Annotated in this window: 19 protein-coding genes; all 19 read right to left on the reverse strand. The window is 45.1% G+C overall.

Features of this window, described 5'->3' with window-relative positions; genetic code table 11:
* Positions 1-7 precede the first annotated feature (7 nt).
* The 19 genes from BUB48_RS14495 to BUB48_RS14570 all read right to left on the reverse strand — a co-directional run bounded on the left by BUB48_RS14495 (position 8) and on the right by BUB48_RS14570 (position 17,600).
* A complete protein-coding gene (locus tag BUB48_RS14495; protein ID WP_073027038.1) occupies positions 8-292 on the reverse strand; it encodes a hypothetical protein in 285 nt (94 codons plus the stop codon).
* Positions 293-393: 101 nt separating this feature from the next.
* Positions 394-483, reverse strand: coding sequence for an LPXTG cell wall anchor domain-containing protein (locus BUB48_RS17795; protein WP_139250002.1), 90 nt, complete (start codon positions 481-483; stop codon positions 394-396).
* Positions 484-505: 22 nt separating this feature from the next.
* Positions 506-925, reverse strand: coding sequence for a prepilin peptidase (locus BUB48_RS14500; protein ID WP_242944233.1), 420 nt, complete (start codon positions 923-925; stop codon positions 506-508).
* A 2-nt stretch (positions 926-927) separates the two neighbouring features.
* A complete protein-coding gene (locus BUB48_RS14505; protein ID WP_073027040.1) occupies positions 928-4,026 on the reverse strand; it encodes a hypothetical protein in 3,099 nt (1,032 codons plus the stop codon).
* The gene (locus BUB48_RS14510; protein WP_242944234.1) at positions 4,023-4,508 is read right to left on the reverse strand and encodes a TadE/TadG family type IV pilus assembly protein; all 486 of its coding nucleotides are present in this window, start codon (positions 4,506-4,508) and stop codon (positions 4,023-4,025) included. The genes BUB48_RS14505 and BUB48_RS14510 overlap by 4 nt, the downstream gene beginning before the upstream one ends.
* Positions 4,509-4,533: 25 nt before the next feature.
* A complete protein-coding gene (locus BUB48_RS14515; protein ID WP_073027042.1) occupies positions 4,534-5,019 on the reverse strand; it encodes a DUF4320 family protein in 486 nt (161 codons plus the stop codon).
* Between the two features lie 46 nt (positions 5,020-5,065).
* The gene (locus tag BUB48_RS14520) at positions 5,066-5,275 is read right to left on the reverse strand and encodes a hypothetical protein (RefSeq protein ID WP_073027044.1); all 210 of its coding nucleotides are present in this window, start codon (positions 5,273-5,275) and stop codon (positions 5,066-5,068) included.
* Positions 5,276-5,374: 99 nt separating this feature from the next.
* Positions 5,375-5,626, reverse strand: a complete 252-nt coding sequence (locus BUB48_RS14525; protein WP_242944235.1) for a hypothetical protein — start codon at positions 5,624-5,626, stop codon at positions 5,375-5,377.
* A 185-nt stretch (positions 5,627-5,811) separates the two neighbouring features.
* Positions 5,812-6,717: a hypothetical protein gene (locus tag BUB48_RS14530; protein WP_242944236.1), complete on the reverse strand. Its 906-nt coding sequence runs from the start codon at positions 6,715-6,717 to the stop codon at positions 5,812-5,814.
* 11 nt (positions 6,718-6,728) lie between these two features.
* Positions 6,729-7,640: a hypothetical protein gene (locus tag BUB48_RS14535; protein ID WP_073027046.1), complete on the reverse strand. Its 912-nt coding sequence runs from the start codon at positions 7,638-7,640 to the stop codon at positions 6,729-6,731.
* A 2-nt stretch (positions 7,641-7,642) separates the two neighbouring features.
* Positions 7,643-9,046: an ATPase, T2SS/T4P/T4SS family gene (locus BUB48_RS14540; RefSeq protein WP_073027048.1), complete on the reverse strand. Its 1,404-nt coding sequence runs from the start codon at positions 9,044-9,046 to the stop codon at positions 7,643-7,645.
* A complete protein-coding gene (locus BUB48_RS14545; protein WP_073027050.1) occupies positions 9,043-9,780 on the reverse strand; it encodes an AAA family ATPase in 738 nt (245 codons plus the stop codon). The genes BUB48_RS14540 and BUB48_RS14545 overlap by 4 nt, the downstream gene beginning before the upstream one ends.
* Positions 9,770-10,480, reverse strand: coding sequence for a Flp pilus assembly protein CpaB (cpaB, locus tag BUB48_RS14550; protein ID WP_073027051.1), 711 nt, complete (start codon positions 10,478-10,480; stop codon positions 9,770-9,772). Before cpaB ends, BUB48_RS14545 begins: the two co-directional genes overlap by 11 nt.
* Positions 10,481-10,547: 67 nt before the next feature.
* Positions 10,548-10,706: a hypothetical protein gene (locus tag BUB48_RS18150; RefSeq protein WP_157064891.1), complete on the reverse strand. Its 159-nt coding sequence runs from the start codon at positions 10,704-10,706 to the stop codon at positions 10,548-10,550.
* A 173-nt stretch (positions 10,707-10,879) separates the two neighbouring features.
* Positions 10,880-11,053 (reverse strand): hypothetical protein, encoded by a 174-nt coding sequence (locus BUB48_RS18155; protein WP_175548433.1) that lies wholly within the window; start codon positions 11,051-11,053, stop codon positions 10,880-10,882.
* Positions 11,054-11,136: 83 nt separating this feature from the next.
* On the reverse strand, positions 11,137-12,072 hold the full coding sequence (locus BUB48_RS14555) for a ParB/RepB/Spo0J family partition protein (RefSeq protein ID WP_073027053.1): 936 nt from the start codon (positions 12,070-12,072) through the stop codon (positions 11,137-11,139).
* Positions 12,023-12,847 (reverse strand): ParA family protein, encoded by an 825-nt coding sequence (locus BUB48_RS14560; RefSeq protein ID WP_073027056.1) that lies wholly within the window; start codon positions 12,845-12,847, stop codon positions 12,023-12,025. The genes BUB48_RS14555 and BUB48_RS14560 overlap by 50 nt, the downstream gene beginning before the upstream one ends.
* 239 nt (positions 12,848-13,086) lie before the next feature.
* Entirely contained in the window at positions 13,087-14,298 is a 1,212-nt protein-coding gene (locus tag BUB48_RS14565; RefSeq protein WP_073027058.1) for a hypothetical protein, read from the reverse strand.
* 41 nt (positions 14,299-14,339) lie between these two features.
* The gene (locus BUB48_RS14570) at positions 14,340-17,600 is read right to left on the reverse strand and encodes a hypothetical protein (RefSeq protein WP_073027060.1); all 3,261 of its coding nucleotides are present in this window, start codon (positions 17,598-17,600) and stop codon (positions 14,340-14,342) included.
* Positions 17,601-17,794: the final 194 nt, after the last annotated feature.

Consider the following 17,794-nt stretch of genomic DNA (forward strand, 5'->3'; position numbering starts at 1 on the left):
TCCCTCCTTATCGTTCCTTTTCGGCTTGTCTCACCATTTTTACGTTGGTGTCCTTTTCCTGCCGGAGACTTCTCAAATAATGGATTTCATCCAGCGCACGGTTGCACAAATCTTCAAGGGCGGTCATACGGTCATTGCAGTAATGTCCCCAGTAGTAATCCTTTTCACCCTTTTTGCATTTCCAGGTCACAAATTTGGCGGGAGCATTTTCGTTCTGCCCGATGACAAATTCCGTATTTTCTATGGTTAACCGGTCGGTAATGACATAACCGGCATTGATTTCCTGATCCATGTTTTAAAACCTCCTAACGCTCCGGCTCATTTTCATTCTCACTCCAATCTATATGGCAGGCAAAAAGGGACGGTGTTGCCGCCCCTCTTGCCGTCCTGCTTTCACTTCTTTTTTCGCTTGATGTGCAGATACACCGCGCCGCCGACAATCACCAGGCAAAGAACGATGGCCAGTATCGTTTTTAATTCCACGAAATCACCTCCTGCTACTTAATCAGCAGCAAATCAGTCCATATATAAAAAGAACACCGGCATACGTGAAAAAACCGATGCCCAAAAACACGGCCAGTGGGACACTCTTTTGCTTTGTCACTTTTGCATAGATGCAGGCGGGAACAAGCGCAAAAAAGAGGATGGCCGCAAATCCGTATAAGCCGAAACAAAAGCCCATTGCCGCTGTCAGCTTGATGTCGCCGCCTCCGACACCACCGTATTTCATGGCAAGAAGGAACAGGCACAATCCCGGCAGCAAGAATCCCGCAATCCGCTCAAGCAGGGTAGGATATGGCAGCATGAAAGCGGATACACCGCCGATTAGAAGGATTGCAATCCATGTCCAATCGGGGATGATCCGCTTTCTAAAGTCTGTTACCGCCGCCCAAAGGATGGGGATGGCGCAAAGCAACATAGCCATATTCAGTTCCCCGTGGTAACATCATCGGAATACATGCTGTCAACCACAAATATTTTTAGTTCTCCTCCGGTGATCCATTTGGACAGGGTGCCTCCGGGAGTATGCACGTCGGTAACAAGGAGTTGTACGATATAGTCCCTGTTGTCGGGGAACCACACTGGAACATATTGCTTTTTATACCGGAACGGCGAGCTGGGATTCTCCCGGAAAGTAAAATGATTCGTACTGTCGGACATCAACGGGATGGCTGTTTCATAGCAGTATTGCGGCAGATATACCTCCGCCGTCTGTGCAGCGGTGATCAGCTCCGGCCTGTCATAGTTGGTGTTCACGGTAGCAGTGACGCTGATGGAAAAGCCGTAGCCGGATTTAAGATAGCCTTTTGCCTTTGTATCATAGTCCAGCACGGCGGTAACTTTCAGTTCCGCATAAAACTGCCGCCATACAAATCGGCCGTTCTCATAACGCTGCTCCCACCATGTCACCCTGGGCTGCTCGCTTCTTTGCGGCGGTGCAGGGATGGCCCTGCTTTCTTCCGGCTCGTCATAGGTTACATTTTTGATGACGGCTTTTTGGGTATAGGTGTTGTTGGTAGCAGTGGTTTCATTGTCCAAAGTTTGGTCGGGATTGATGGTGGCGACCAGGGTGATGTTTTTATCGGCCTGGACATTGGGGGTATTCCATTTGACTGATACGACATTCCAGGTGTCTTGCTCCATGATCACGGCATCCACACGCTTTTTGACCGAAAGCTCAGGGATTTCAAACAGGACGGAAACCTTTTGTCCCGGCGTAAAGTCCAGGTCCCCTTTATTGGATACCTTGATGGTGCTGATGACCGTCTGGTTTTCCTTGTATTGGTCGGGCGTTATCCGCTGCACATCCAGGTCATAGGGACGTTCTGTCACCATGATTTCCGCCGCTGCTTGGTTGTTATTTGTGTTGGTATCCTTGTAATCTGCAGGCGGCGATACCTGCGCCGATAAGTGAATGGTTGTGCCTTTTTCTCCCGCCGTGCTTTTGACTACATAAGCCTTGGTTTCATAGGCTTTAAAATCTGCCGTCGATGGCACTGTGGAAACTGCCTTGCCGTCGATGGAAGCGTTCAACCTCACTCCCAACAGCGGTTTGTCCGTGGAATTGGCAAAGTACACGGTAAAGCTGTATTCCTCCTGCTCGTAAACCATGGGCGGGCAGGACAGGTTTGCCCATACGTCGCACAGCTTTTCCGATGGCACCTCCGGATTGCTTGGGTTATCGGGATTGTCCGGTGGGTTGTCGGGGTTATCGGGCGGGTTATCAGGCGGATTGTCAGGATTGCCGGAAGGCTTTTTCACCACCGTAATTTTTGAAACGGCGGTGTTGTTGGCCAGGTTATCATCCCGGAAGTCGTTCGGTGCTGCAATATTGGCCCACAGGTTGTATGTCTCACCCGCATTTCCCGCCGTGCCTGTGATGGTGAATGATTTTGTTTCCTTTGGTTTGAAACTGCAAGTTTTCGGAATTTGCGTCAAAGCGGTATCGTTGTTTGTTCCCCGCAATATCACATTTTTCAGTTCTATGTTGAACTGATTGGTAAAGCTAACAGTAAAGTGGTAGCTCTCATGCTCATATACGGTGGGCGGCGCAAGAATGCTTGCCGACAGGTCGCACAGCTTTGGAGATGCGGGCGGCTTATCTCCCGGAGGGACAGGGTTATCCGGATTGTCCTTCGGTTCAGGTGGATTCGTTGGTTTCGGAACAGGTTTGTCAATTACCCTGATGTCTGCCGTGGCTGTGTTGTTGGATGGATTGCCGTCGATAAAGCCCTCCGGCACACCGATGTTTGCCCACAGGTGTATCACGTCGGCTTTGGTATCGGCTGTGCGCTTTATGGTATAGGTCTTGCTCTCATTGGGTGAAAAATCCTGCATGACAGGGATTTCTTTGATCAAAACAGCATCCACCGTGCCTTTGAGGGGTACATCATAAGCCGGACTTTTTCCGCTGTTCATAAAAACTACGGTAAAGGAATAGCTGTCCCCCCGGTACACCGTGGCAGGGGCACGGATGGCGACCGACAGGTCGTTCCCGTCGCATGCCTTGAACTTGAAATAGAAGTCTGTTATCGGTATTGTATAATTTATTTTTTGCGTGATGCTGGTTTGGGTTTTACTTTCTCCATCAGTATATTCAGCGCTCTCCGGCGTGTAGTCCCATTCAAGTCCTTTATATATGAAGTTGCGGGACAATTTAATATCATTCTTGTGAAAGGTAACAGAGATGGTCTGATAAGGATAGAGCAGCTCCGGCACTCCCTTGTCCTGGGCCGTGAGCTTCCCATAAACCTCCTGTTTGCTTTCATCACACCAGGTAGCGTCCACATCAATCTTGACAGGGGCCTGGTAGGTTATTTCCGTGTTCCGCATGGTTTCAAAGGCAATTAGGGCTTTCTCCGTCCAGCCATAGCTGGTAGTCAATGGTTCAAAATCCATATTCGTATCATAGGTTCCATAGAGCCTGCCGGAAGAAAAACCGTAAATTTCCACCACAAGACTGCCCTTTAGAGTGTAAGTACCTCCGTCGTGCTTGCCGATCCAACCGGCAATCCGTTCCTGTTCATGGCCGGCAATGGTGTTGGCGTTCACAAGGTCGATGCGCTGCGGCTCCTGAAAGGATTTCAGCAGTGTTTCACCCTCATAGATTTCTTTCACATTCATCCCAATGCTGCGGTATCGAGTGTCATAGGTGGCCTTTACCTGAAATACCACATTGGCCGTGATGGTGAGGACAGCGCCCTGGTCGGTTTTCGCCGTAATGGTATAAGGACCGCAAGCCTCCTTATTTTCAATCGTCAGCGTATAGTCCGGAGTTATCGCTTGGCTTTGGCCGCCATACTCCAGTTGAATATCTGTGAGCGCCCCGGTTTTAGCCGTGACACGGATAGGGATCTCTGCCGGAAAATGCTCTACGGCTACCACACCGCTTTCGGTTTGCAGGCTGTCGATGGGAGAGGTGACATTGATTTCAATGTCGCTGTCCGATGCGGCAAATGCTTTGGCGGAAAAGAGCAGACAGCAAACAACCACAACCTGCATGAAAAAGATGAATTTTTTTATCATTCGGAACCTCCTTCCTCGATTCTGTTGTTGACGCTGGATATGGTAAAGGGAAGCCGCACCTCGCCGGTCAGGAAGCTGAAAATACTGCGGGTTTTCAGTGTTCCTTTCAGCGTCAGCTGGGGCGGGTCGCCGGTGGTGTTCAGGCTTTCAATTTCAAGCTTATAAACCCATTGTCCGTCAGCATATTTGTTCAGATCGGAATCCAGCCCCATGCTTTCATGCAAATATTCGTACAGTGTTTCCTCCGCAAGGGCGCTGTCCATCCGTGAATAGCCGTCCCTGCGGTATTCATCCAGCATGGCGTATTCCACAGAGTCGTTTACCCCGCGCTGGAGGACGTATTCCACATGCTGGTAAAGGCTTTCCATGCGGAAATACTCGATCAGGATGGCGGTAAGGGTGAGAATGAAAAAGACGAGGATGAGGATAAACACAAAAGCGCCGCCCTTACGGTTGTTCATAATGCGTCTGAAATGGCCCACAGGTTTTCTCTCCCTTCCGGCATCTTCATTCCGGCAGCTTCCAGTATTTTTCAGACATGCCGGTGATGCTCACCTTCATGGGGATGTTGATTTGGATAGGCGGCGCAAAGGACGGCTTGAAAAGGGTAAAGGCATAGCTGTCTGTCATCGTCACCGTAAAGGTATCCCGCAGTTGGATTTTTTGGCTTCCGTCGCAGTATTGGACATTCTCAATGGTCATTTCCGGCGACAGGCCGGTCTGCTCCTTCAGCCGGTAAAAAACGTCGTATGCCTTATCCGATACCTGTCCTTCCAGTTCAACCACCCGGACAACACGTCGGCACATATGGTTCAAATTCAAATAGGCGGTGAAGATGCTCAAAAAGGACATCACCGTGGCCATGAGCGTAATCACCACCAGCGTCTTGATAATCAATTCGTAATAGGCGCTGCCCCTCCGATTAAAAAGCAGCTTTTTGAAAGGCAGTGGGGGAGAATTTCTCCCCCATATGCCCCGGTGCTTTCTGTTCATCTGCTTGCACCTCCCGTGTGAGTGGATATATCCGGCACGGCTGCCATCAGCTTAGCAAACTGGTGATCTTTGTGACAATGTTGTTCCAGATAGTGGTGATTGAATCCTGATACAGCGTCATAAATACTGCACCCACAACTACAACGATCAGGACGACGATAAGCCAGCCGGTCATCTGGTCGCCGGACTGGTTTGTCAATACATTCCTCGCTTTTAAGCCCATCATTCGCATTTTGTTTTTTAAAGCAGTCATCATAGCAAATACCTCCATATCATTTTTAGATTTTGGTTCAAAGGAAAATGGGGAGAACGATTCTCCCCCTTGCTGCCGTAGCCTTTTTGGCTGCAAGTATTGTTAGCTCAACAGGCTGGTAATTTTGGTGACAATGCTGTTCCAGATGCTGGTGATGGAACCCTGGTACAGTGTCATGAACACGGCGCCCACTACTACGACAACCAGCACGACAATGAGCCAGCCGGTCATCTGATCGCCGGACTTGCTGTTAAGAAGCCCCCTGGCGCTTGAAAGAACATTTGCGATTCTTTTCTTCATGGAATTTTCCCTCCTTTCCCCGGTGATTTGGATTGCGGTTGTTCTGTTTTGCATGTTAATACCTCCTGAAAAATGTATTTGAAAAGGGTTGCCCCGTTTTCACGTTAATTGCCGGCCAAAAGGCCAGAAGCGAGAAGTACAAGGCGCACAAGGCGGAAAGCCCGGAGCATACTTCCTGTATGTGAGGACTTTCCGACCGCAGTGCAACGCAGTAATTCGATACTTATCGCCTTTTGGCATTAAAAAAGGCCCCCCATGGACCGTACCAGATGGGAGCCGATGACGTAGAGCAGTGTGGCCAGGGTTACGGCCACCAAAGGGATGGATGCGATTTTAACCCTGCGTGGCAGCCTATTGAGTTTTTTCTTCAAGACTTCCTTTGCCTTGATGTCCATATCCCGGGCAAGATACGCCAGAGCTTCGCCCTGATGCTCGCCTCGATATAATCCGATAAGGGCATTGACTAAAAAGGACACCTCCGTAAGGCCGATGCGTTCATTGAAATTCCGAAGGGCGGTTTCAATATCCTTGGCCTTCATCTCCATGACCAAAACCGCGACATCATAGCGGAACACATCGCTTGCAACCATCAGGTAATCCTCAAATATTTGGATCAAATCCACCTGCACGACGGTTTTTTGGCTGCCTTCCCGGATATCGTCCAGCTTATACAGGATGGAACGGACAAAGCCTGGAAGCTCCGCTTCGATGAGGGCCTTTTTCATTTTTAATTTATCTTTGAAGTCGGTCGTAAAATGGAAATAGACCACAATGGAAAAAATGAGAATGACGGGTGCGATATTTGTTGCCCCGATTGCCAAAAGCGGAACCAAGAGCAGCAGGGTGAAGGCGGCGCAGATGAGCGCCCTGGCTTGATATTGCCTGGGTGTGAGGTCAAGCCCGCCGCGCCTTATCATGGACGCCATCTTCGCTTCCTTTGCCGGGTCAAGCCTGATCCAGCGGGATACCGGCTTGATAAGGGGCATGACAAAGCGGTTTAGGAGCCGTTTGCCCGTTTTCTCCTTTTCCATTTGCAGGTTTTTGATGTTTTTCTTCATGCTCAGCTTAGGGATTTTAAGCAGTTGCCTGCAAATTAAAAATCCTGCCGCAGTCAGCAGGACAAAGACAATGATCTGATAAAACAAATTGGAACCTCCTATCTGTTAACGGGTTTGGTAATCTTCATCACATAAAACGCCGTCGCAAGGGCGGTCAGCAGCATGATGACGATCAAGAGCTTCCCGATGGTGGTTTGTGTCAGGATGGAAAACCATTCGGCGTTGGAAAAGCGCATCATGGGGATGACGGAAAACATCAGCCCCGCCGTCAGCAGGTAATCCCGCCAGACCCGGATCATCATGCCGTCGCTTTCAATCTGCATGGACTTCGCATCGTTCATGGCTTTGATAATCGGAAACAAGGCAAATTTCAGCCGCCGGTCGTGGCAGCATAGGATGAGCATTTTCACCCACTCGGCAAAATACCGGTTTTTTATCTTTGCCGACAGGCGGTACAGTCCGTGCTCCACATTGGGGTTGATGAGCCTGATTTCCGATACAAATTCGTCAAAAGGAGTCGGGGTTCTCAGGTGAGCCGGAATGTACCGGTTTTTTTCTTCCACATAGGTTTCCACGGCTTTGATGATGTCGTCACATCCTGCATAGGCATTGGTGATGATGGACATGGTGTTTTCCAGCCCCTCGATTTCCTCCCGCGCGGCTGTGGCGCTTTTTACGATCAGGTAGAAGAATGGGGCGGGGGTCAGGCATACCGACACGACTGCCGCCAGCTCGGCACTGTTAAACAGCATAAGCCCTGCCAGAAATCCGCCTGCCGCTGCCGCACCCGTCATAGCAAGGTATTTTTTCTGCGTGCATCCGGTCTGTCGGAACAGGGTTTGAAACCGGATGGCGATCCGCTCGGTAATTTTCAGCTTTGTCCCCGTCAGGTACAGGCGGCGCTTTTTCAGCGGGTTTTGCTCCGCTGCAAAAGGGTTCAGTCCCAACAAGAGGAACAGGGCAAGGCTGATGAGCATAAACACAACGATAAGAGATATTTGAATGCTCATTTCTAACCTCCTTCCGGCCTGTATCCGCTGCCCGCAAAACGGCGGATTTCTGTCAGTTCAACGCCATTGACCAGCAGCCGCTCGGCAAGGGCGGGGGAGATGTTTCCCACACGCCTGTGGCTTCCCACGACCTTTGCAATCCTTCCGGCTTCATCCCTTTCATAATGGTCAACTTCATATTTGAAAAGGGTATTGCCTGCGACTTCACCGTCCTTTACCCCGGTGGCTTCAAAGATTTCCATGTACTTGCGGGACTTGTCGGGAAGCTGCATTTTGAAAAGCATGATGGGAAAGGCTTCCACGATGTTTTTCAGGAGCCTTTCCTCCGACAGGGAAGTCCCTGCTTCCAGGCACATGGTCAGGATTCTGTCATAAGCGGACCTGGCGCTGTTGGCGTGCAACGTGCTGACGATGGTATGCCCGGTCCGTCCGGCCTCCTGCACCGTCAGCGCTTCCTTGCCGCGCATTTCGGCGGGAACAAGGACGGTGGGATGAAGCCGCAGGGAGAGCTTCAACAAATCCAGCATGGTGACGGGGTTGGGTTCTTCTTTTGTGAGAAGGTGAATCACGTCGTTGACCATTACGCCGTTTTCGTCGAACTGTGCCAGTGACAATTCGCGGGTGTCCTCAATGGTGACGATACGCTTGTCCCGGGATACGCAGCTTAAAATGTATCCCATGTCGGAGGTTTTCCCGCTGCCGGTGGCTCCGGCAATGGCCACCGATACGCCGTTGTTGACGCAAAGAGTGAGAAAGTCCAGTTCCTCCGCCGTGGCCGTGTTCCATCCGATGAGGTTTTCCCGTGTGATGTAAGACGGCTTTTGCTTTCTGACCGAAGCGATGGCCCCGGTATCAGGGTCAACACAGGGTTCAATGGCTCCCGACATGCGGATGCCCCGCGCAATAAAGCTGTCTCCGATGGGCTTGGAGCCGTCCAGGATGACATTCCCAAAGCGGCTCATTTTCTTTGCGATGTTGGCGCAAGCCTCCGGGCTGCCGAAGGTATTTGACAGCCTCACCTTTTTGTCCTTGTACAGCACCCAGATGCCGTTATAGCCGTTGATGTTGATTTCCTCCACGTCACTGTCCTGAAGGTAGGGGGATAAAAGTCCTAAGCCGGCCATATCGTCGTAAATCATATCCACCAGCTCGGAGATGTTTTGGATGCCCTTTGCCACCATCCGTTCACTGTTCAGGTAGCGCATGATCAGGTCCTTGAGCTTGCCCTCGGCTTCCTCCGAATACAGCACCTGTGCCAGTTCCGCGGAGTTGTTTTTGGCAATAATCCGTTGCAGCTTATCCAGAATTTCGCCGTAGTCCTGAGCTTCCGGATTGCTTTCTCCGCTGTCGGAGCGCCGCTTGTTGGCCCGGTAAATCAGCTCATTAACAGAAAACCTATTGTTCACGATGCTTCACCTCCGCAGATCCCGTTTGCTATTTGCTCCAATATCTTGCCGTAACGCCTGCAGGTTCTGTCCCGAAAGAAATAGATGGGTGTCCCGGCGTTTTCCAGCTCGTCCGCCCGTTTTATATAGGGCAGCTCATAGGCAAAGGGAAGTCCCGTCATGCTCCGATAGGTCTTGTCATCAAACTCGCCGTTGGGAAGCTGCAGGATATGAATCTGCTTCTCCGCAATATGCAGCTCCCGCACAAAATCGGCAACGCCTTCATGCCACATTTTCGCCGCTATGGACGGCTTATGCAGGGTATATATCCTGTCGGCCAGCCAGAGGCCGACGCCGGATACCGGATTAGTCACCTCTGCGGCTCCATCCACGATGAGAATGTCAAAAACCAACGCTGCGGCATCCATCATCCGTTCCGCTTCCCGGAGGGTCACGGCATCGCAGAGAAGCCCGGTATAGTGGGTGGGTACGGACAGGAAAAACAGATTTTTGCTGTCCTCATATTCCGTGAATTTTTCTCCGATGTTGGGATTATCATCATTCAAAGCCTGAAACAGGCCCTTTTGGGGAGGAACGCTCTGGCCGAAAAAGACTTGCAGGTCCCCATGGGTCAGGTTGGAGGATATGAGGCCCACTAGGCGGTCACGCGTGGACAGTGCGCAGGCCAGATTCACCGCAAAGGTGGTTTTCCCGCTATTGCTTCCGCCCCATACAGCAATGATTTTACCGCTCACGGCTCACACCCCTTTTCTCAAAAATCAGGTGCAGCTTGCCCGTGTATTCGGCTTCGATGAGCTTTGTTGCCTGTGCTTCGGTAACGATTAAGGTCACAGCCCTGGGGACGGGGTCATTGGAGGAAGATTGACTTTCCTTTTGCTGTTTCCTCATTTCCGCAGTGCTCTGTGTGCGGGCATTTTCCACGCTGTAAACCTCCAGCTCCTTCAATTCGGGATAAATAATAACCTGCGGGGAAGCATCCTGGCCGTTGGATGCCTTCTGCATAAACACGGCCACCGTCACAATGTCGCCGCTTTGCAGATGGGAGGAAAGTCCCGCTGCAATGCTTAAAACGCTCACGGTGACAAGGCGCTGATTATTCCTGGCGATACGGTCTAAAATTTCATCTGCAACAAAATTTCCGAGCTTTTTGGGAAAGAAATAATCCCCCTTGTAAACGTCGGTCTGTGCAATTTTCCCGACAATTTGGGTCCTGTCGTTGATGACACCTTCCGGCAGACCCAGCTTTCCAACTTCCACCTCGGCAAGCTGTTTATCTTCTATTCTGGCTCCTGCCGGAATGTCTTCTGATGCCCGCAGCACCATGACGGTTGCGTCCTTATTCTCGTAAAACCCTGGCAGAAGCACAAAGGAAACAACTGCTGCAGCAATGATGCAGAGGGCGCTTAGAAATATCCGGTTTTTCAATATCTTCAAACTGTTCTATGCCTCCTTCCGTTGTGATGAATTAAAAAAGCTCCCTGTGTTTTCACAGAGAGCGCTATTACGGGCCGAAAAAGAAAGGCGGGTGGGTTTCCTGCTTTTCGTTCTTTCTCCCTGCAGCAGGCCCATTGCTTTCATCCCTTGCTGTTTTGCGGCTGATATGGATTCGCCGGATCAGGGTACGAAAGACTTTTGGTTTCTTTTGGGCTGTCTGTTTCATAAAGAGCTCCTTTCTACATGAATTTTGCGGTATTACCTGCCGAAAGGCAGAAATATTTCTTTTTCGGCCGGTAAATTTTCAGGGGAGGGGTGTGGGGAGGGGGAAACCGCAAGGCCGCTGTGCGATGCCTGCAAGCAAAAGGACAGACTACCCCCTTGGTGTAAAATCCCTCGTTAATCATCAGGTATGACACACTTTTCTTTGCTGCATTTTCCGCTATGCTTGTCAAAGTAGCGACATTGCGCACAATCCTCCTCTCTCACTGGTTTAACAGGCTCACTGTCATGCTTCGGTTTTTCCTGCATCATGCGCTCGTATGTGCGCAGCCGCCCTTCCGTAAAGTACATGGAAGCACCTCCTTTCAAAAAGGGCACAAAAAATACCCTCATTCATGAGAGCGAATTGCTATACGGCGCGGTTGTATTCTGTTTTATCGCTCCTGTTCCTTTTGCCGCTTCCTGTACCAACTTTCAAGCAATTGTACGATCAAATCTTCTTTTTGCTTCTCGGTAAAGTTCTTAGGAAAAAAGCGGTCGATGCGTTCACGCTGAATATGGAATTTTTCTTTTTGGTTGGGTTTTTCTTCCGTGAGAATGGAAAAGATGACATCCACATTCAGCCTGCCGTCCTGACTGAGCTTTTTCATCCGCTGTGCCTGTGCCAAAGACGGGGTGCAGTCCTCGGACTGCATGGTGTTATATAGGTCTTGCTGTTCCTTTTCGGCCAGATAGGAGATTTCTACCGCAGGATTAAAAGCAATCCGCTTTTCGTCCACCATTTCAAGGATGGGTGGTATGAGTTCGGTTAAGCGGATATATCGTTGGATTTGATTACGGCTATCTCCGCTTTGTTCAGCTAATATTTGGTCTGAACGTTTTTGTGTCCCAACTTGGGACATATTTTCTTTGCTTGGCCTTCCTGCTTGTCGTTTCATGGCTTCCAGCTTCATCTTATATGCAAAGGCTTTTTCGCTCGGCAAAATGCTTTCCCTTTGCAGATTGCTGTCAACCATAGCGACAATAGCGGCATCGTCGTCCAATTCACGGACAATGCAGGGCATAGTTTCTTTGCCCGCAAGCTCACTTGCTTTTTTACGGCGATGTCCGGCTATCATTTCATAGCCGCCGTCCGGTTTGGGGCGAACTAAGCCGGGAACTAAAACGCCGTACTGTTTTACGCTTTCGGCCATTTCCAACATGGCTTCATCCGCTTTTACCTTAAAAGGATGATTGGGAAAATCGCTGATTTCCGACAGAGGAATATCCAGCACCTTTTCCCGCTGACTATCAGCGCGGCTTTCCTCCGTGGAAAACAATTCATCTACTGAGGTGAGTTTGATGCTGTCTCTTGCGCTGCTTTTCGCCAATTTCCAGCACCTCCTTTGTAAAGGCTTGATAGGCTTTGGCGGCTATTCCGTGCGGGTCGAATGCATATATGCTTTTTCCCTGCGCGCTTGTTTCAGCCGCCCGGATCGACAGGGGGATTTCCGTTTGAAAAACCCGCACCTTGTCGCCGTAGTCCCGCCGCAGGACAAAGGAAATATCCTTTGCAAAGTTGGTGCGGTTATCCACCATTGTCAGCAAAACGCCGTCAATAGTCAGCCTGGGATTGATTTGCCTTCTCACACGGGCAATGGTCTGTAAAAGCTGCGTCATTCCTTTGGCGGGCAGATAATGAGCCTGGACGGGAATAATCACGCTGTCTGCGGCGGCAAGGGCATTGATGGTCATCATGCCTAAACTCGGCATACAGTCGATCAGCACATAATCATATTTGTCTTTGACCGTGTTGATATATGTGCGCAGTATCGTTTCCCGGCTCATGGTGTTGACCAGTGATACCTCAATGGCGGACAGCTCAATGTTGCCCGGCATCAGGTCAACGCCTTCCGCATGGTGAAGGATACCCTCATCAGGCTCATATGGTTCCTCCATCATGATTTTGGTCAGGACGGTAGCCAGCGAAATGGGCAGATTGTCTGGCTCCTGATAGCCCAATGAATCCGTTAGGTTTCCCTGTGCATCCGCATCCACCAGCAGTACCTTATTACCTTGTTTAGCAAGACCGATACCAAGATTGACCGCCGTCGTTGTTTTCCCTGTGCCGCCTTTCTGGTTAGCCAAGGCGATTACTCTTGACACTTGAAATTCCTCCTTTCACGCAAAAAAGCCGCTTGCTCTATCAGATAATAAAACAAACGGCTTCTTTAATAATTTTTATAAAAAGAGAGAATTAGCTTAAACTAACTAATACTCCCTCATTTATTCGATTTTGATATTTGCAACCTTAGTATATCTATCATAAACACTGTTTTTGAATTGCGTTAGATATTTTTTATTACACCTATCCTTACCAAAGCATACAATCTTTAACACCTATGTTAAGGTGTATAACCTAATATCAAGTATTCAAATAAACTCCCCAGCCTATTTAGAAGTGTAACATATAATTTCTCAATATCGTTAAAAGACGCTATCCTTAAGGATTTTATTATGTTTTCTTTAATTTCATTTTTCTTAGCTGATGGGAGCAGATGGTCATAATACTGGCGAAAATCATTTAACAAGTATAGTGGCGCAATTATTTCCCGCACATCATCCTCTTTTACTACAATTTGTGCTAAAAGTGCCTCGTAAAATTTAATGGATTTCCACTCTAAATATTTTTCGTTTGGATGTTCAACTATTTTCAAATAGAGTTTTCTAAACTCTGATATATTCACGCCCTCTATAAGAACTTTATGGAGCATATTTATAGATGGTTCGATTGTTCTCTCTGTAAACACCACAGGCTTCACAAAAGATGCTTTTTGTTGTTCAATCTCATCTTCTAGGTGAAAAAGCGAAATATTATACTGAGATAATAAAGCGTTAAATAGCTTGTTTTTCTGCTCACATATCTGGATTTCCTTATTAGGTTCACTCCATATACAGCACATTTGACCCGCATAAAATTCAGAAACAATCAATTGATGATCTGAGTCAATATTATGTGGTTTCATTATATTGAGAGTCTGATCGTCTAGGTAATCTAAATCACCAAGCCAAAATACAACTTTTCCGTTTCTATTAATTCCAAAAGGAATTACCCATTCATCTTTGAAACTAAAATAACCATACGTCTCAGCACCCAACTTCACAGTATAATCGGGATCTTGCATAAAATACAGGAGAACTTTTTTCGTGAAATAGACCGGAGTTAGGTACCCCTCGACAGAATGCTCGTCGTCAAAACAAAGCCCCGGAATATTATAATAATCACGATGATCGTATATAAAATCTTGTTCTTTACAATAATCGAATTTTTTCCTATAACCTTTATAATATTGTTCACTCTCATAAATTCCTTCGTCAACCATTATTTTATAACATCTATTGATAATTTGTTTTGTATATAGTGGCAAGCACCCGCTACCACACTTAGTGCAGGTGAGTATTAGCAAATTATTAAAATGAATTTTCCTATTATCAATAACTACATCGACTTTTTCATTTGAAAGTTCTCTTAAACTACCACATTTTGAACATTTGTGCATATGATACTTCTCATACTCCTTGAGAAAATCTTCGTATGTAGAAAATGTGTATTGCATTTTATCACCTCTTTGTACATCGATCGATATACCGTACTTTATCATTTCTTTTTATTTCTTTTTATTTCTAATAATTCCATAACAGGAGCCTTTGAAACCATAGGTGGAATGATAGGTTTATCATTAGGTAATATCACAAATGCCCACCAACTATCTTTGCCTATTTCCCAAGCATTTTTTATTTCAAGATGACTTTTTCTTATTGCATAATCATATAAAATTTCAGGTTCATCCGTTTCCGACTTCATAATTGCAGGAACTAAAAAATAGCGATTATTCATTGTTTTTAATTTATCTAAGAAACAGTTTAATGGTCTATTATCTTTAGATTCCATTAATTGAAATCTACTAGGTGCAATAAATTGACATTGAGTTCTGGATGAATATGATTTATTTATGTTAGGAGAAAATGCAAATTTATAAAATGTTGGATTATCTTTATCCACTCCTTTGATTACACAGCACCTAATTTTATTTTCAGAATCCAAGTTTCCAATGTCTGAAATCCATTTTTTGAAAATTGCAATGCAAGAGGCTTTATCTGAAAAAACCGGAGCTAATATTGGGGGAATATTAGGTTCAGGAGCAAACAAATACAACATACCTTTCCATTTTGCTTGATCCCATAGAGGTATGTTAATCAAATCATCCATAACTATGTCACTATAATTAATATCTTCAGGATCAAATTGCTCCGGAGCGCCATAATGTACAGTAATTTCTTTTGTTTCGTTACTTTTGCTATCGTCTACTGAGCTTATGTTTTTAGAAGACATTTTTCTTTCTAAAGGCATATATTCTTTCGAGTCGCTGATAATCCATTTTATTAATGAAGTTGATTCTCTTCCTATAAGATCATCTATAACAAAAATACAATTAGAAAACTCTAATGCACGATTGAACACATGATCTTCTGTTACCATCTTTTTCATCTGTTGTTCAATATCACTAAATATAAATACTCGTGCTACAAATTCAGAAACAAAATTAAATAGAAATTCTTTAATCTGAGTTTGAGATGAAACAAATTCACTTTGCTCATAATTATTACAATAAACATGATAATACAACAAACCATCTTTTTCTTCTACAGTAAAAGAAGGTTCAAATTTTATTTTCTCTTGAAACTCTACTTTGATATATACTTCAGAGTATCTGGCCATGATTCTATCCAAAATACTTGTTGCCATGAATGCTTCTATACTAGCTAAAATACTTTTGGAAAGTTCAACACAAGGAAAAGTTAAACTAGAATCTATTTTAATTAAGCAACCTAATATTTTAGATTTTAGCTTAACAATTTCTTCTGTGCCACTAATGACAGAAAAAGATAAATAATCTTTTGCTGGTTGGTCTCTCCATTTGCTTATAAAATCTTCTAACTGTTCTTCATCTCCGTATATATTTGATAGCTCTTGATCTACATAGCCTAATTCGTATCTTAATGCTAAAGCAGACATAGCTAAACCTAGACGGTCTAAATTATCCGGTAGTTTAATGAGCTTATAAAGTTCATTATGTTCGAGGTTTAAAAATAATACACCTAATAGCCCATCATATAATTGATCAGTTTCCTCTATTTCAGGATCGGTTATGTTAAATCCAGCGGATTGGACCAATGCTTTTGAAATATTATATAGGTTGTTCCATTCTAAACTATTAGAAATCAAGCCACTCTGTAACTCTATTCTCCTTAGATTATCGGCACAACCAATTAAAAACGGAGATACATTTCCAAATTTCATGTAGTCAATAAAAGCAATAAACAATGTGTTTGCAAAATATCCATAGGCAGCCCAATAAAGACCTATTTTAGAGAATGACACTCCCAAGTAAAATAGAGCTTCTATCAATAATTTCTTGCTTTCAGATTTATATAATCGCATTAAAGATCTTCCTAAGTATCTTATCGCTGTATAAGGTTTTGCTGAATAAAAAGATTTTCCTCTAACTATAAGCAACTTAGCACCATTAATTTCTTTGGAACGACTTTCAGATATTTTAATGAGACTTTCATACAACGTATCGTATTCCGAGTTTTCCAAAAAGAAATCTGATAAGCCGGATATCATTTTTTCTATTGTTGTAAAACTAAAATCTAGTGAATGCTTTGCCTCTTCAATTATCGTTCCTAGCTCTTGAAATAATTTACCGCTATTTTTTTCTAAAAATAATCGAACAAAAATTAAGTTAGCTCTGGCCTCTAAAGATGTATTTCGACGAGAGGTATCTGACACAAGTCTATCATATTCTCTAAGTAATGTATCGGTTTTTGATTTTAGTGCCGAGTTATTTAAATCTCCTTTATAAAGCGCAAAGAGGTTCATCCATAAATTAGTTAACCGTTCAATATCAAAGAAATTATTGCTACCAAGAACTAAGGATTCGTAATCTGAATAAGCTTTTATGAATTCTGGTTGGTTATTGTACCACCAATAAGTCGCCCAAGCCCACTGATAGCAAATCTCTTTTATCTGAACCGAAGTACCATAGGCTTTGGCAAGATTGATAGCACGTTCAAATTTCCCCTTGGTTTCATAAAAAGGAAGTTCCATTTCCTTACTTAAAATAGCAGCATCAGATGCTCTCTCTACTAAATGAAGGTTGAAATTTCCAGAAGAAATATAATCCGAGATTTCCTTTTCAGCCTTATCTAATTCTTTTCTTCGTCTATAATCTAATGGCCCTAAATCCTTTTCTTCCTTAAGGTCGTTTGATAAATGTAATGTATCGATCACAATATCTTCATAATGATTGGTAAAAACCTTTTCTAAAATCCATGTTTTATCTAAAATATGAATTCCAATATTATATTGACTAGTTAGGTCATCTTCTAATGCAGCCCGATTTTTATCAGGTACATATTGATTTGTTATAAAAAATATTTCTTTATAGTCTCGTCCTGTAGCTATAATTTTATCAATATCAGATATGCATTTTTGTTTCCAATCTTTTTTCGCACTTATAGCAAAAGCCCATCGTTCATTAGCTGCTGCTTTTCCAATACCACTATACCAACTCAGAGTAATTGTTTCAGACACAGGATATGTTTCTGAATCAACTTTACTATCACCACCCCCGGTTGGACCTGTTTGCGGTAATAAATTAGGGCATATTTCTTTTTCAGCTAATCTCCTGCAGAATATTTCAAACTCTTTTTCCTGACTTCTACTAGTAAGAGAATTTAAATAATATTCAAGAAACTCTCTTGATAGTTTCCCCTTCTTTTTTATAGTTGAATCAGAAAATTCATCTGGCCTTCTTGCCTTTAAAAAATGATACATAGGTGAATTCTGATCCATTATTTTTACCTCTCCTTTACAATTCTAAAAGATATTTATGTATAGCTTCACATTAAGCCACACAAAACTAGTGTTAGTATAGTTTTGTAGACACAGAAGTTCGAACGATTTAAAATAAGAAGTGAAAGGAAGTGTCTACAATGGGAAGAGGTCAAAAACATTACACCAAAGAATTTAAAGATACTATAGTAGAG

Source organism: Lutispora thermophila DSM 19022 (genome assembly GCF_900142105.1).
In the GTDB taxonomy this organism is placed as follows: Bacteria; Bacillota; Clostridia; order Lutisporales; family Lutisporaceae; genus Lutispora; species Lutispora thermophila.

Coding starts and splice junctions, on each gene's coding strand:
- BUB48_RS14500 (WP_242944233.1), bottom strand. CDS start 925: ATGGCTATGTTGCTTTGCGCCATCCCCATCCTTTGGGCGGCGGTAACA.
- BUB48_RS18155 (WP_175548433.1), bottom strand. CDS start 11,053: ATGTACTTTACGGAAGGGCGGCTGCGCACATACGAGCGCATGATGCAG.
- BUB48_RS14515 (WP_073027042.1), bottom strand. CDS start 5,019: ATGAACAGAAAGCACCGGGGCATATGGGGGAGAAATTCTCCCCCACTG.
- BUB48_RS14565 (WP_073027058.1), bottom strand. CDS start 14,298: ATGCAATACACATTTTCTACATACGAAGATTTTCTCAAGGAGTATGAG.
- BUB48_RS14505 (WP_073027040.1), bottom strand. CDS start 4,026: ATGATAAAAAAATTCATCTTTTTCATGCAGGTTGTGGTTGTTTGCTGT.
- BUB48_RS14525 (WP_242944235.1), bottom strand. CDS start 5,626: ATGCAAAACAGAACAACCGCAATCCAAATCACCGGGGAAAGGAGGGAA.
- BUB48_RS14520 (WP_073027044.1), bottom strand. CDS start 5,275: ATGATGACTGCTTTAAAAAACAAAATGCGAATGATGGGCTTAAAAGCG.
- BUB48_RS14570 (WP_073027060.1), bottom strand. CDS start 17,600: ATGGATCAGAATTCACCTATGTATCATTTTTTAAAGGCAAGAAGGCCA.
- BUB48_RS14495 (WP_073027038.1), bottom strand. CDS start 292: ATGGATCAGGAAATCAATGCCGGTTATGTCATTACCGACCGGTTAACC.
- BUB48_RS14535 (WP_073027046.1), bottom strand. CDS start 7,640: ATGAGCATTCAAATATCTCTTATCGTTGTGTTTATGCTCATCAGCCTT.
- BUB48_RS18150 (WP_157064891.1), bottom strand. CDS start 10,706: ATGAAACAGACAGCCCAAAAGAAACCAAAAGTCTTTCGTACCCTGATC.